8 protein-coding genes are annotated in these 14,934 nt (G+C 64.1%); 2 read left to right on the forward strand and 6 right to left on the reverse strand.

All coding sequences use genetic code 11. The features are described from left to right. Nucleotides 1-269: 269 nt before the first annotated feature. Nucleotides 270-1,439 carry a septation protein SepH gene (gene sepH, locus HMPREF2999_RS08550; RefSeq protein ID WP_210399547.1) on the forward strand — a complete coding sequence of 390 codons (1,170 nt, stop codon included), beginning with the start codon at nt 270-272 and terminating at the stop codon, nt 1,437-1,439. 140 nt (nt 1,440-1,579) lie between these two features. On the opposite strand, the gene HMPREF2999_RS08555 is transcribed toward sepH, so the two are convergent. Then, complete coding sequence (locus tag HMPREF2999_RS08555; RefSeq protein WP_070675143.1) at nt 1,580-2,845, reverse strand: alkaline phosphatase family protein; 1,266 nt, start codon at nt 2,843-2,845, stop codon at nt 1,580-1,582. A gap of 112 nt (nt 2,846-2,957) precedes the next feature. Further along, complete coding sequence (locus tag HMPREF2999_RS08560; protein WP_070675140.1) at nt 2,958-3,551, reverse strand: DUF5998 family protein; 594 nt, start codon at nt 3,549-3,551, stop codon at nt 2,958-2,960. 286 nt (nt 3,552-3,837) lie between these two features. Here HMPREF2999_RS08560 and HMPREF2999_RS08565 point away from each other — a divergent pair, with 286 nt between their 5' ends. After that, on the forward strand, nt 3,838-6,363 hold the full coding sequence (locus HMPREF2999_RS08565) for a DNA gyrase/topoisomerase IV subunit A (protein ID WP_070675137.1): 2,526 nt from the start codon (nt 3,838-3,840) through the stop codon (nt 6,361-6,363). Nucleotides 6,364-6,556: 193 nt separating this feature from the next. Here HMPREF2999_RS08565 and HMPREF2999_RS08570 read toward each other — a convergent pair whose 3' ends face one another. The 4 genes from HMPREF2999_RS08570 to HMPREF2999_RS08585 form a co-directional block, all read right to left on the reverse strand. Then, nucleotides 6,557-10,534 carry a thiol reductant ABC exporter subunit CydD/CydC gene (locus HMPREF2999_RS08570; RefSeq protein ID WP_246823107.1) on the reverse strand — a complete coding sequence of 1,326 codons (3,978 nt, stop codon included), beginning with the start codon at nt 10,532-10,534 and terminating at the stop codon, nt 6,557-6,559. 187 nt (nt 10,535-10,721) lie between these two features. Then, entirely contained in the window at nt 10,722-12,971 is a 2,250-nt protein-coding gene (locus HMPREF2999_RS08575; RefSeq protein ID WP_070675132.1) for an ABC transporter ATP-binding protein/permease, read from the reverse strand. Beyond that, nucleotides 12,968-14,095, reverse strand: a complete 1,128-nt coding sequence (locus tag HMPREF2999_RS08580) for an efflux RND transporter periplasmic adaptor subunit (RefSeq protein WP_070675129.1) — start codon at nt 14,093-14,095, stop codon at nt 12,968-12,970. The genes HMPREF2999_RS08575 and HMPREF2999_RS08580 overlap by 4 nt, the downstream gene beginning before the upstream one ends. A 48-nt stretch (nt 14,096-14,143) precedes the next feature. Further along, the coding region (locus tag HMPREF2999_RS08585; RefSeq protein ID WP_070697763.1) for a multidrug transporter at nt 14,144-14,934 on the reverse strand (791 nt) is incomplete at its 5' end.

A 14,934-nucleotide genomic window follows, 5' to 3' on the forward strand; every position in this document is an offset into this window, starting at 1 on the left:
TGAGTGCTCTAGGTGCCGCTGGTGTGTATTTAACCCCGACGGCATGCCAGGTATTGTTCACCATTGGCACCCTATTTGTCTAATCCTGGGTAGGCTTTGGACTGTTTTGGCGTCACATTCTAGCTTTTTCGGTGCGAAAAGTACATCTTTTTTTGGTGAAAATCCCGCCTCCGCTACTGATTTACCGCGCTTTCACGGTACCCTGGAAGGTAGTTTGCGTTCCGTGCAACACATTCACGAACGCGTCCGGTTCACCTATGGAGGTTCTCATGCTTGAACTGCGTCTGATTGGCGTTCACGATGACGGCGAAAATCTGGTGCTTGAGTCTGCTGACGGCACCCGCTTTTTGCTGCCGATTGACGCGAACCTGCGCACGAGCATCACCAAGGCTCGCCGTATTCAGCCCGCCCGCGGTCTGGGCGCTAAGGGCACCTACGGTCCGCGCGATATTCAGACCCGTTTCCGTCAGGGTGCCTCCGTTGAGGAAATCGCTGAAGAGTCCGGTTGGGAGCCGGAGCGTGTGCGCCGCTACGAATGGCCGATTGTTGCTGAGCGTGCTCACATTATTCGTGCCGCTCAGAGCGTGAAGATTGGTCGCCGCAGCTCCGCTTCGGGTACCGCACAGATTCCAGTGACCCTGAGCGCCCGCATTGAGGAAGTCTCCGAGCGTTACGGTTTTGAGGAGGCAACCCAGGACTGGACCACCCGCCAGCAGGAGAACGGCCAGTGGCGCGTTGAGGTTGATATTGCGCTGAAGGACTCGGTGCGTCAGAACCTGCCCGCGCAGGTCGTCTTCCCCGCACGTTGGGTGTACAACCCGGCGAACCAGGGCCTGTACGCTTCGAATGAGGCGGCGTACTTCCTGATGGGCAATAGTGAGGACGCTGTTGCCGCCGCCGCGAAGAAGGCTCCCGTGGAGGTTCCTCCCGCCCGCCTGCCGAAGGCACCCGAGCCCGCACCGGCACCCCTTACTTCTTCTGAGAGCGCTGATGAGCGTAAGCTCAAGGAGCTTCTGGAGCGCGCCCGCTCGGTGCGCCCGGCGCAGGTTGAGGAGCCCGAGGTGTTCGTGCACCGCGAGCCCACTGAGCCCGCTGAGCCTGTAGCACCGGTTGAGCCCGCTGCACCCGCTGCCCAGGTAGCGCCTGCGGCACCTGCTGCACCGGCAGCCCCCGAGCCCACCGCAGAAACCACCGTAGAAACCGCCGACCCGCTGGCTGTGGATTCGGAAGCCCCCGTTGAATCCGTTCCAGTCGAGTCCTTCGCCCTGCCGGCGCCCATTGAGGACGCACCCGCTGCTGAGGCACCCGCAGCTGAAGCACAGGCTGAGCCCGCCTCCGCCGATTCTGCATCCGAGGAGAAGCCCAAGCCTTCCTCCTCGAAGAAGCAGCGCGTGAGCGTTCCCGCCTGGGACGACATCATCTTCGGTAGCCGCAAGTAAGCGACCGCCCTCGCGCCGCCCGATCAAAGGCATCTAGACGAGGTCTTTAGTCGAGGGCTTTAGTCAAGGGCCTCTAGACATACGAAAACCGCTGGTTATTCACCCGAATAACCAGCGGTTTTCGTATATCCTCCAGCGCTTTAGAAAGTCTTGAGCATGCGCAACGGCACCAGACGCTCAGCGTCCGTCAGCGAACCGTGCTGACCAACCATGTGCAGGGCACGCTCCTGATAATGCCGCATATCGTACAGCGCCCAATCGTCGCGAGCGCACACCATCAGGTCGCCAATGCGGCCGCGCGCCGCATCCGTGATGACCGGGCCGAAATAGCCGGCACGCATCAGCTCGCGAGAATCAATCACCCAGGCGCGCTCGCCCCAGTACTGCGCCCAACGCTGAGCGGTGGCGGTGCGTGCCGCCTCCGAGGTGTCTTCGAGGTACAGGTGCACGGCGCGCGGTTCACCGGCGGTCATGGCGATGTTGCGGGTCAGCTCCTCCACGCCAGAGTAGTCGATGCGCTGGTGCTCGGGCACGTTCACCATACCGTGATCGGCGGTCACGAAGAGTGCCGCCCACGCCGGGGCGCGCTCCGCCAGACGCTTCAGCGCCGAATTCAGTTCCTCCAGCTGCTGCAGCCATTCATCGCTACCCACGCCGTAGCGGTGGCCCGCCGCGTCAATCTCACCCCAGTACAGGTACACGGTGGTCGGGGTGCGGCTGGAGAGCGCCTCCAGGGCGTAGGTGACGCGGGCGTTATAGCCGACGGCATCCACGAAGTCGCCGCCACGCAGCGCCGCCTCCGTCAGACCGGTACCGCGGTACTTACCCAGCGAAATGGTGAGCACGCGGCGGTTCGTATGGTGGCGTTCCAGCACGGTCGGCAGCGGCTGCCAGGCGTGCGGGTCCACCGACTGATCCCAGCCGGATAGGTGGTTCATGACCGAGCCCGCTCCCCCGTTACCCGCTGGGTTACGCACCTCGTAGCCGGCAATGCCGTGCGCGCCGGGTGCCGTACCGGTACCCAACGAGGTCAGGGAGGCGGCGGTCGTGGTGGGGAACGCAGCGTCCAGCGGGCCCAGGTTCAGGGTCTTACGCAGGGCGGGCGCGTAGCCACCGTAGCTGTTGAGCAGCTGCTCGCCCAGGCCGTCCACCATGATCACGCAGGCGTGGCGGAAGGAGTCCGGGTCAACATCCTGCTCGGTCAGGCGGGCAGCCAGGTTCAGAGGGTCGGCGGAGGAGTGGAAGGCCGGGTCGGCGTCCAGGGCGTGGACCGGGCGCACCGGGCTTCGCTGAGCCACCAGAGAGGAGGCGGACTCCAGCACATCGGCGATGCTATTGCTGCCGTAGGCGGGCGCGGGAGGCAACGGCGCGCCCAGAACATCGTGCAGGGTGGTCTGTACCGTCATAAGGTCCTCTCAGGGGTGTGGCGGGTGTGTGAAAGTACGGGGCACCGCGCGGGCTGTTATTGTGCGGCGAGCGCTACCGCCGGTGCTTCTCGCCGGTGCTTATCGGTGGTGATTATCGGCGGGTTGCGTACATGCGGGCACGGTGCAGCGCACGCGCAAAATGCTGCGCACGCTGAACCGACTCCGGGCCGTCAGCGGTCGTAGAAACACGCACCGCAATATCCTCGCGGCGCGCATCGCCGGTGAAGCCGTGGTCGGCGTTGCACTGCGGATCCTGGCAGCCGGCAGGAGCCAGCTCCATGTGCAACGAACCGGTCCAGGCAATCTGGAAGGAAATCTCAGTCGGGGCGGTGCTACCGGCGTTGTACGCCTGCGGCTGGCTGAAACCGTAGCTGATGGTGACCGCGTTCAGGGCGCTCAGGTGCACCGCCTCCACGCTCACGTGCGCCACGGTACCCTGCGCGTCACCTTCAAGGTGCTGGTCGTCCAGGTGCGCAAAGATGACGTGCTCACCGCAGAGCACCATCACGGTGATGTGGCGGTGAAAATCATCGCGTGAGAAGTGGGTTTCATGCTGTACGAAGTGCGCGTCCGGGTTCATGCCCGCCAGCGCGTCATCCACCACTTCCAGCACGAGGTCGGGGTAGAAACCGGCATGCTTAATGTCTGCGACCAGTTGCTCGCGTTCGGGGGTGGTGGCGTACATCGTACCTCTTTCGTGCGGTGCCCTCATGAGGCGACGTCGGTCGGCGCACACAATGAAGGCGGTTAGGTATTACTACCCTCTACCTTAGAGGGTTCCAGCCGGGCTGTGCTACTTGACCACGCTAATACAGGCTCATATGACTGCTTGCAATCCCCCGGTACGCTTCGGTTACTGCCCCGCAACCGCCTTGGCGCACCCCACAGATGACGCCGACCAACCAGCCCGTCTCATCCGCTACCACCCGCTAAAATAGGAGGAGCGAAAACACACCGACACGAGGAGACATATGGCTCGCCGATCCAAATCCGCCGTCAGCGACTACCCGGTGGATGTGGTAGAGAATATCGTCGACATCGACGTATCCGCCGAGATGGAAACCAGCTTCCTGGAATACTCCTACTCGGTGATTTATTCGCGCGCCCTCCCCGACGCCCGCGACGGCCTCAAGCCCGTGCAGCGCCGCATCCTCTACATGATGCAGCAGATGGGTCTGCGCCCCGACAAGGGCCACGTCAAGAGCGCCCGCGTGACCGGCGAGGTCATGGGTAAGCTCCACCCGCACGGCGACGCCGCCATCTACGACGCGATGGTGCGCCTCGCCCAGCCCTTCGCGCTGCGCCTTCCCCTCGTTGACGGTCACGGTAACTTCGGCTCCCTCGACGACGGCCCGGCAGCCGCCCGATACACCGAAGCACGCATGGCGCCCGCCGCGCAGGCACTCACCGCGGACCTCGAAGAAGACGTGGTTGACTTCGTACCGAACTACGACAACCAGTTCATGCAGCCCTCCGTGCTGCCCGCAGCGTTCCCGAACCTGCTCGTCAACGGCACCACCGGCATCGCGGTCGGCATGGCGACCAACATGGCGCCGCACAACCTGCGCGAGGTCATCGCCGGTACCCGCCACCTCATCGCCCACCCCGAGGCGACCCTCAAAGACATCATGAAGTTCATCCCCGGCCCCGACCTGCCTACCGGCGGCACCATCGTGGGTCTGGGAGGTATCCGTGACGCTTACGAAACCGGCCGCGGCACCTTCAAGACCCGCGCGAAGGTCTCCATCGAGCAGGTCAGCCCCCGCAAGCAGGGCATTGTCGTCACCGAACTGCCGTACATGGTAGGCCCCGAAAAGGTCATCGAAAAGATCAAGGACGGCGTCAACTCCAAGAAGCTCACCGGCATCTCCGACGTGGTCGACCTGACCGACCGCACCAACGGTCTGCGCCTCGTCATCGAAATCAAGAACGGCTTCAACCCGGAGGCGGTGCTCGCCGCCCTCTACAAGCACACTCCGCTTGAGGATTCCTTCGGTATCAACAACGTGGCGCTCGTGGACGGTCAGCCGCAGACCCTCGGCCTGCTCGACCTGATGCGCGTGTACATTGACCACCGCCTGAACGTGGTCCGCCGCCGCACCGAATTCCGCCTGGGCAAGCGCACCGACCGCCTGCACCTGGTGGAGGGCCTGCTCGTGGCGATTCTCGACATTGACGAGGTCATCCAGATCATTCGTGAATCTGATGAGACCGCTCAGGCACGCGAAAAGCTGAAGGTCGTCTTCGACCTGACCGACACCCAGGCGAACCACATTCTGGAGCTGCGCCTGCGCCAGCTCACCAAGTACTCCCGCCTGGAACTCGAAGCAGAGCGCGACACCCTGCAGCAGGAAATCGCGGAGCTGCAGCGTATCCTCGGTTCCGATGCGGCGCTGCGCGAACTGGTCTCCGAGGAGCTCGCAGAGGTCGCCGAACGCTACGGCACCGACCGCCGCACCCAGCTCAAAACCAAGGACGAGATGCAGGTCGCCATTGAGGCAGTTACCGCGCAATCCAAGGCGAAGAAGAGCCTGGGTCTCGCCCTCGAAATCGCGGACGATCCCTGCTGGGTGCTGCTTTCGGCCTCCAGCATGATGGGACGTACCCCCGGCAAGCCCATCCGCGAGGCACTCGTGGATCCCGGCAAGCGTTTCAAGCACGACGTGTTTACCTCGATTGTGCCGACCACCGCGCGCGGCGAGATCGGTGCCATGACCTCCGCAGGACGCATGGTGCGCCTGTCCGTCATGGACATTGCGGTGCTGGACGAGAACGGCGGCACCCCCTCCATGGCGTCGGCGGTGAAGGTATCCGAGCTGGTTCAGCTCGCCAAGGGCGAGAAGCTGGTTGCCCTCATACCGCTAAACACGGTGCTGGCGCTGGCAACCGCGGGCGGCGTGATCAAGCGCCTCAACCCGGATTACCCGCTGAACCAGACCGAGTGGGACATCATGAAGCTCAAGGACGGCGACGAAATCGTAGCCGTCGCCCCCTGCCCCACCGACGATGCGGTGCTCACCTTCGTCACCCGCGACGCGAAGCTACTGACCTTCGACGCGGCGAAGGTCCGCCCGCAGGGACGCACCGGCGGCGGTATCGCAGGCATCAAGCTTGCCGACGGCGACCGCCTCATCGCCCTGGGTGTGACCGCGCCCGGCGACGCGGCGGAGGTCGTAACCGTCACCAATGGCAAGGACGGCCTGGCAAGCGCCAAGGTCACCGCCCTGAGCGAGTACCCGCAGAAGGGCCGCGCGACCGGCGGTGTGCGCGCGCACCGCTTCCTCACCGGTGAGAGCCAGCTGGCTCTGGCGTGGGTGGGCGTGGGCCCGGCGAAGGCGGCGTCCTCCGGCGGTGTGGCTCGTTCCCTGCCGACCGAGCACGGTGCCCGTGACGGTTCCGGTGTGATGCTCACTCAGAGCATCGGCATTGTGGGCCCGAACTATGCGGCTGTTTCTGCTGCGCTGGCGGTTAGCCCGGAGGGTGAAAAGCTTTTCTAGGCGCGCCGTTCACGGCCTTTTGACCTTAGGTTGTTTACAAAGCCTGGGAGAATCCGCGCAGATATAACGCACAGAGCAACGTGCCCAGAAAATTTTGCACACAGAAATGCCCCGGTACTTTCACGAAGTACCGGGGCATTCCTCGCAATTTCTTGCGTTCAATCTCGCCCGTGGTGGCTACGCTCAGCTGCGTTTAGAGGCGAACCACCTCATCGCAGCGGGCAATATCCTCAGGACGGTGCGACACCAGAACCGTAGCCATGGAGCTGGAACGGGTTGCCGCATCCAAGTCAGCCATCAGCGCGCGGGCAGACTCAGCGTCCAGGTGCGCGGTCGGCTCATCCAGCAGCAGCACCGGCGAGTTCACCAGCAGGGCACGAGCCACCGCCAGACGCTGACGCTGACCACCCGACAGGAAGGAACCGCCAGCACCCACCGGGGTGCGCAGGCCCTGAGGCAGAGCGTCAAACCACTCGCCCAGACCCACACGGCGCAGAACCTCAATCAGCTCTTCCTCGCTCGGGCGATCCGAACGGTCACGAGCCAGCATCAGGTTACCCTCAAGGGTCGACTCGAAAATGTGAGCCGCCTGCGGGCACCACGCCGCGTAGCCGCGCAGCTGCTCGCCCTCCAGGACCTCGCCGGATGCCAGCACTCGGCCGGACTCCAGCGGCAAGAAGCCCAGAACGGTTGCAAGCACCGTAGACTTACCGGAACCGGAGGGGCCGGTCACCGCAGTCCAGGAGCCTGCACGGGCGTTCATGTTCAGGTCGGTGAAGACCGGGTGATCCATGCCGGGCCAGCGGGCGGCAGCATCCTGCAGGCTCAGAGCGGGGTCGGTGACCTTCACGCCGAGTTCCTGCGGGGTACCGCAGCTGACCAGGGTGGGTTCGCCGGGCTTCGGCGGGCGCACAGCCTTAGACTCCGCCTTAGCGCCAGCCTTAGAATCAGTTGCAGATTCGGGGCGATCAAAGCGGTGAGCACGCTGACGGTCAGCCTCCAGCAGCTCCTCCATCTCGGCCTCCGCGCGGGCACGCAGACGCTCAACACGACGCGGCAGAACGTGGGTGTCCACCTCAGCCTCGGTCGGCACGGAACGCTTCAGGGTCGAGACGGCAACAATACCCTCCAGGGATACGTCACGCACACTCGGGGCAATCGTAGCGAGCAGGCGGCTGAACGCGGGCCAGGAGCGGACCGCCTCAACATGGCCCAGGGAGCTTTCCAGCATGCCGGTGCACAGCAGCACCACAATCGCCGCTTCGGGGGCACGCACGGTGCCGTCAACAGCCAGCGGGTACGCAATGACTGCGCTCGCCAGAGCCGCACCGAACCAGCTCAGAGTCACGAGGGTACGGCCCACACCCTGAGCGGTCGAGCCCTTCTGCAGGGCGGACAGGTTCTCGGCATCCAGGGCACCGTTAGCCTTCTCAGCGGTGGTTGCCACGCCGTTAGCGCGCAGATCCTCAGCAGCCGAGAGCATGCCGGTACCCAGGCGCAGCATCTGCGCGGTGGAGCGGCGAGCCAGCGCCTCCGCACGGGCATCGGCGCGGAGCACAATCCACGGAGCCACAAAAGTACTGACCAGAACGGCAATCAGGACCGGGATCAGAGCCTGCGGCAGGATGCACGCGGTCGTAATCAGCGCCGCGGTCATAACCAGCAGGTGCGCAGCCGGCGGAATAATAACGCGCGGCACGCCGTCACGCAGCTCATCAATACCGCCCACGAGGCGTTCGAGCAGCGCGTCACCACGCAGCAGGGCACGCACGCTGCTCACGCTCTGCCATGCGCCAACCCAGGCGCGCAGACGCAGAATATTTGCGGCGGCAAGAACCTTCGAGTGGGTCATCAGACGCTCAGCGTAGCGGGCGCAGGCACGACCCAGGCCGAAGAAACGCACACCCACAATGGCGACCATCAGGTACATCATTGCCGGGCCCTCGGCGGCGCGAACAATCAGCCAGCCGGACAGCGCGGTCAGTGCCGCAGCCATCAGGGAAGTAATCGCAGCCATGATCACCGGGCCGGTTGCGGCGCGAACACCAATACCGGTCAGTTCCTTCAGGGTGCGCAGGCTTGCGAACAGGCCGGCAGGCTCGGCTTCCTCGGCCTCGGCAGCTGCGGAGGCGCCCGCCGGGGCGGTGCTTTCAGCCTCGTACTCTTCCCTGTCCTTGAGCAGGTGTGCGGGGGCTTGCGCAGGAACCGCAACGCGGGCAGTGTTCGCCTCGGCGGTCCAGGTGTAGCCCTGGGCGGTCTGCACAGCACGAACGAGGGTGTCGCAGCCAGCGGCGAGCTCCTGCTCGTGGGTCACAATCAGCACGGTTGCGCCAAGTTCCGCCAGGCGGTGCAGGGCGCGGGTCACCAAGTATGCCGAGTAGGCGTCCAGGTGCGCGGTCGGCTCATCCACCAGGACGGTCAGCACGGTCTGCTCACCGCCAGCACGGTAGATAGCCTCGGCGCGAGCCAAGGTGCGTGCCACGGCGAGGCGGCGCGCCTGACCGGCACTGAGGGCACCGGGCTCAAGGGCGGTGAGCTTCTCCATGCCCAGCTGAGCCAGCGGACCAACCAGCAGAGCAGACTCGGCATCGGTGACGGACAGCTTCTTGGAGTCCATCGCCTCACCGAGCAGAGCGGCTGCACGCTCACGCTCAGCCTCGGTAGCGCTCAGTGCGTAGAGCGCCATTTCGGTCTGCACGGTCGGCGCGGTGAAGACCGGCGACTGCGGAATCACCAGGGTGGTGCCCAGGCCGGTCACGCTACCGGTCAGGTGCACGGGCTCCTTCGAGCCGGTGGGCACCAGGCCCTCACGCACGGCACCGGAGAACACGTTCAGCAGAGTGGACTTACCGCAACCGGACTCGCCCATCACGCCGATGACCGCGCCGCGCTCACCGTTGGCAGTGGCAACGCGACGGTTCAGATTCAGCGACAGGTTAGTCAGCACGGCAGGACGCGCCGGGTAGCTCACCGACAGGTCCTCAACAGAGATAGTGGAAGGCTGGGCCTTCTGCGCTGCCGAATCCTGCGCAGTCGAGTCCGCAGCGGGGGCGGGCAGGGGCGCATCAATAATCTTCTGGGCGCTACGCAGGGCGGCAACGCCGTCCTCCGACTGGTGGTAGGCGGCACCCACATCACGCAGCGGCTGGTAGCACTCGGGAGCCAGCAGCAGCACGAGAATTGCGGTGTCCAGGCCCAGGGTGCCGTTGACCAGGCGCACACCAATCAGCACAGCAATCAGCGCCACCGAAATGGTGGTGATGAGCTCCAGAGCGAGCGAAGACATGAAAGCGCTACGCAGGGTCTGCATGGTGCGTTCACGGTAACGCTGACCGAGGGCGTTCATGGAGCGGGTCTGTGCGCGTTCACGGCCCAGACCGATAATGACGGGCAGGCCGCGCACCAGCTCCAGAATATGGTCGGAGAGGCGGTGCAGTTCAGCCTGAGCTTCTGCGGTTTCGTCGCGGGTGTTCTTACCAATCAGGATCATGAACACCGGAATAAGCGGCAAGGTGCATGCCAGGACCATGGCGCTCATCCAGTCTAGGGCCGCCACAACGACCCACAGCAGGACCGGCACGACCGCGGTGGAAACAAACGCGGTCAGGGTCTTGGTGTAGTAGTCGTCCAGGGCATTCAGGCCGCGGGACAGCAGCACAGCGGTCGCGCCGGTACCCTCGGGGGTGTCTGCGCCACCGGTGGCGAGCACGCGCTTGAGTAGCGCGGAACGAATCTGAGACTTCGCTCCGGAGGCTGCACGCTGCGCGCTCACAGCCAGCAGATAGTCGGTGCCCGAGCGGACGAGCAGCGCAGCCACGGCGACCGCAAGCAGGCCGGGGGTAATGGCGTCACCGTCACCGAAGATACCGCCGAGGCCTAGTAGCCAGCCGCCGTGCGCCTCCAGCTGCGCCTGCGCGGAGCCGGCGAACTCAACGTAGGCGCGGTACACGTCCGGCGCGCTCGTCTCTTTGAGACGCGCGTGTTCGGCTGCGACAGCGGCGAATCCGGCGTGTGCCGCGCGGGCAATAATCACAGCCAGGGCGGCACTGAAAAGCACCGTCGCGAGGGTGTGCACGGCGGTAATAATGCCGAACGTGCTGAGGGTTTTACGGGCGTCAGGGCCCAGAGGCGGGCGACGGGCAGCGCGGTCGTTGCGCTTTCCTTCGGCCACCTCTGGTGCCTCTGTGTTCTGATGTTTGTCAGCGTGGCGCGGTGTGTGCGTTCGGCTCACGATTTTGTCCTTTGACCTAGTCTCTGGTGTTTTTACCTCCCCTTATTTTAAGGTTTGGGCTATCTAATACCTATTTGACCGGTCATAGTTCGGGGATTTGGTGAGTCTGCTTCCCCGTACGGGCGCTTTAGCCGCGCATCGCGTCGGCGGGGCTCTTGCGGGATGCCACCCACGCCGGGTATGCCGAAGACACCAGACCGGTAAGGGCGCCAACGCCCACGCCGAGCACCACGAATCCGGGTGAGAGAACCGCCTGCCAGCCCTGCACGAGCGAAAGAATGATGGTCGCAATCATGCCGGAGCAGGCGCCGATGGAGCCGCCGAGCACGCCGAGCATGACACCCTCCATGAGGAAGATGCGGGCAATCAGCCATTTACTCGATCCGATGGCGCGGCGCAACGCAATTTCTGCGGTGCGCGATTGCACGGACAGGTACATGGCGGTTGCCGCCGAGAGCGAGGCGAGCACCAGCAGAATCCCGGAGAGCACACCCACGTACAGACCCAGATCCGAGGCGATAGACGCGCGCAGGCTCTGCAGGTCGGAGGGGGTTTCCACGTTAATCTGGCTGGGCTCAGCGGGCTTGAGCGTCAGCGGAATGGCCTTGGCTACTGCCTTGCCGTAGCCTCGTTCGGTTTCGGCAATGTAGGTCACCTGGCCGCGTCCAGTGCGCTGAAGTGTGCCCGGCGAGACAATGACCGTGTTCCTGAATTCGTAGCCGCTGTTGCCGGGGTCGAAGAGGCCGATGACCGGCATCAGCTGACCGTCCACCCAGATACTCACGCCGGGTGCCACCTGCGGCAGCCCGCCGAGTTTAATGCCGTAGTCGACGACGGGCATCTCACCGGGTCGGGGCTCCGCCGTGGCGTTATCTGCCGCCTTATCTTCGGGAATAATGCCGAGGGCTCGGGCAGCGGAGACCGAGACGATGGCGCCCGAGAGCTGCTCGGCGCGTTCACGGTCGGCAACGTTCTGCAGGGTGAGGGTCGAGTTCATCTGTTCGAGCGCACGCAGGGTTTCGGGGTTCATGCGGGCACCGATTTGCTCGAGCCTGGTCTTCGAGGTGGAGCTGAGGCCAATCGCCGTTTTGGGTTCGTCCTCGTAGGGGCTGAACCGGGTGATTCGCACGTCGGCGGGCGCCACGCTGCTGACGAATCCGGTGTTCTTCACGTAGTCCAGCGCGCTAATGCGGTCGGCAACATTCTGCGCGGATTCACCCTGCCGGTAGGTTCCGAGCACGTTCTCATCATTATCCCTGTCGCTGATGTAGAGCGTGGACTGTTCGGATCCGAGCAGGCGCTGGTTCACCTGGTAGCTGGCGGATTCGCTCATGCCGGAGGCGCTGATGAGTCCACCCACGCCCAGCGCGAAAGACAGGCCCAGCAGCAGGGTGCGTAGCGGTCGTGAGGTGAGCGCGGAAATCGCCTCGATACTGTCGTCGGTGAGGAAGCTTCCGCGGCGGTGCGTAGCGGGCTTCTCCCCCGGTGCGAGGCTGGCGGAGGCGTCTACCGGGACACCTACCGTGGCTTCTGCCGGGGTGTCCGTTGCAACCGGCACAGCCTCGGCAACCGGCACCTCAGCGACCGGCACCGTAGCCAAGTCGGCGCGGCTCTGCTCGTGCAGCTGCCCATCCTCAATGCGGATCACGCGGCGGGCGGCGGCGGCAACCTCCGGGTCGTGGGTAATCACCAGCACAGTACAGCCGGTCGCGTTAATGCGCTGAAGAATCTCAATGACCTTGGCACTATTGTGGCTATCCAGGTTGCCGGTGGGCTCGTCGGCAAGAATCAGCGGCGGGCGCGTGGCGAGGGCACGAGCAATGGCGCAGCGCTGCTTCTCACCGCCGGAGAGGTAGCGGGTGCGGATGCTGGCGCGGTCGCTCAACCCCAGAAATTCTAGGGTTTCTTCGGTGCGTTGCAGGCGCTCGCTGTAGGGTACGCCCTGCACACGCAGACCCATGGAGGCGTTGGTCGTGCTGGTTTCGTCCAGCAGCATGTTTGAGGATTGGAAGATGAAGCCGAGGTGGTCTCGGCGCATTTCGTCGCGTTCTCTGTCGCTGAGTCCTTCCGTGTTTTTGCCGAAGAGGCTGTAGGTTCCGCTGGTGGGAGTGTCGAGCAGGCCAATGGCGTTGAGCAGGGTGGATTTACCGGAGCCCGACGGACCAATAATGGCGAGGAATTCGCCGCGTTCGACCACCAGGTCGAGATGGTCGAGGACTGCTCGTTCGCTCCCCTCGAAGATGCGGGTAATGCCGTGCATTTCGATAGCGGGCGCGGTACCGAGCCCGGCGGCAGGTGTAGCGGCGGACGCTACGTTGGGCGCAACTGTAGGCGCACGTCCTGGGCTTGTGTCTGGGGTTATCTTACGGCGACTCATGAGACAAGCACCTTCTGTCCCGCGCTGAGGTTTGCGTTGATTGCGGCGTATCCGCCGGCGGTGCGCAGAACCTCAACATTGACTCGTTCGGTGGCGGGCGCATCCTTGCTGGTCGAGGTGGAGCTTCCGCCCTTTTCAACGAGCACATAGGTGCCCTGGGAGTCCTGGCGCACCGCGGTAGTCGGCACGGCGAGGGTGGTTGAGGTGTTGCCCTTACTGGTGATGGATGCGCTCTGCCCCGGAGTGAGCTTGCTCGGGTCGTCGGCGCTGAATCGCACGCTCTTTGCCGCACCCTTGGAGGGGTCGTTCTGCAGCTCACCGATGCTGGTGATGGTGCCCTCCACGCTACCGGTGGAGGTGCGCAGGCTAACGCGGTCGCCGACCTTGAGCTTATTGGCGACGGCGAGTTCAACGCTGGATTCCACGTAGGGTTCGCTGGTTTCTACGCTCGCGATGGGGTTGCCGTCGCTGATGAGCTGGCCGACCGCGGCAACTGCGGTGACGGTGTGGCTACCGCCGGGCAGAATCGCGTAGTTGCTGCGGGCAATGTTGGTGACCCCCTCGCTGGGCACGCCGGTCAGGTGCGCGCGGTGCAGGCGCGTGACGGCGTCGAGGGTGTCTTCGGTGACGGTGCCGCTCTGAGCGGTGGCGTACCCGGCGGAGTTCAGTGCCTTCTGGAAGGCGAGCACGTCGTCGCCGTTATCGCCCAGGTTGAGGTCGCGGTACAGCGGCAACGGCCCTTCCAGCACGAAGACGGGATCGGCGCCGATAATGCCGATGAAGTCACCGGCCTTGAGCACGTTACCGGGCTTCTGGTTCTGGTAGACGAGCACCGGTTCACCGTTGGTGCGCGCGCTAATCGGGGCGGTCTCTCCCGCCTTGGTGGTTCCGGCGATGGCGAGGCCCTCGCTGACGGTGCGTTCTTCAACCTTCGCCCAGACCGGGATCACGGTTTTCGCCTGCACGGTCGGGTCGGGTCCGGTGGCTGCGTAGCGGGTGCCCAGGTAGAAGGACAGCATGAGCGAGCCGATGGCGAGGATTGCGAGCAGCAGGAGCACGCGGGGTCGGGCGATGCGTTCGCTGAAGCGGTGCCCGCTGTTTTGGTTTTTCGTGTGAGTGGTCATGGCGGTGTCTTTCTAAACTGTTTTTGCGCTGTCTTTCAGCACCTCGGATTACTGGTGCTCCAGAACGTACTGCTTGAACTTCTCGTCACGCTCACGTTCTGCCTTGCGGTCCTGCTCAAGCTGCGACTGGTACTTGCGGATGAGCGGCATCTGATACTGAGCTTCCAGGTCGTAGAGCTGCTTGCTCATGCCGACCTGCTGGTTACATTCGGCCTGGATGGTGGCGATGCGAATTTCCTCTTCGGAGGCGGGCTCGTTGTAACCGCCGTTCTTGCTCCGCTGCTCATTCAGCGGGGATTCCTCGGCGACCGATCCTGCCTTATTGGGGGTGAGCCCCCGGTTTGAGACGCACTGCTTCCACTTCTCTTCAAGCTCGCGGTGCAGTTTGCTACCGTAAACGGCATTGCTCGCCTCGGTGGAGATACGACTGGATGTGGACTGCACATCATTCTCGGGCCTCTTACCTTCGGGCACCGCGGCGTCCAGGGTCTCGCGGACCTTGTCATCACATTCGATGATGAGCCTCTCCTCGGGGCTGAGGCTTGCCCCTGGGGTGACGGAGATGGGAGCTTTGGCGTTGGGGTCTCGCTTCTGAAAACCGTACTTCTTGGCGTACTCGACGTTCCAGGGACCGTACTTTCGGCCCAAATCGCCACGCGGCGCGCTTTCAGATTGGGGAGCTTGGTCGGGGTCGGTGTAGCTCTGCCCGTGTTCGGCATAGCACTGCTTCTTGGCAATCTGATAGGCCGTGTATTCGTAATGAGTGCCCAGCTCGTAGTAGAGGTAATCGTCCAGGGGCATCTTTACGATGTCCTGTTCCGCGTCGAAGATGGCGTGGA

This window comes from Rothia sp. HMSC066H02, assembly GCF_001814995.1.
Classification (GTDB): domain Bacteria; phylum Actinomycetota; class Actinomycetes; order Actinomycetales; family Micrococcaceae; genus Rothia; species Rothia mucilaginosa.

Excerpts from the sequence above, each read along its gene's own strand:
- sepH (WP_210399547.1), top strand. The coding sequence starts at position 270 with ATGCTTGAACTGCGTCTGATTGGCGTTCACGATGACGGCGAAAATCTG.
- HMPREF2999_RS08555 (WP_070675143.1), bottom strand. The coding sequence starts at position 2,845 with ATGACGGTACAGACCACCCTGCACGATGTTCTGGGCGCGCCGTTGCCT.
- HMPREF2999_RS08560 (WP_070675140.1), bottom strand. The coding sequence starts at position 3,551 with ATGTACGCCACCACCCCCGAACGCGAGCAACTGGTCGCAGACATTAAG.
- HMPREF2999_RS08565 (WP_070675137.1), top strand. The coding sequence starts at position 3,838 with ATGGCTCGCCGATCCAAATCCGCCGTCAGCGACTACCCGGTGGATGTG.
- HMPREF2999_RS08575 (WP_070675132.1), bottom strand. The coding sequence starts at position 12,971 with ATGAGTCGCCGTAAGATAACCCCAGACACAAGCCCAGGACGTGCGCCT.
- HMPREF2999_RS08580 (WP_070675129.1), bottom strand. The coding sequence starts at position 14,095 with ATGACCACTCACACGAAAAACCAAAACAGCGGGCACCGCTTCAGCGAA.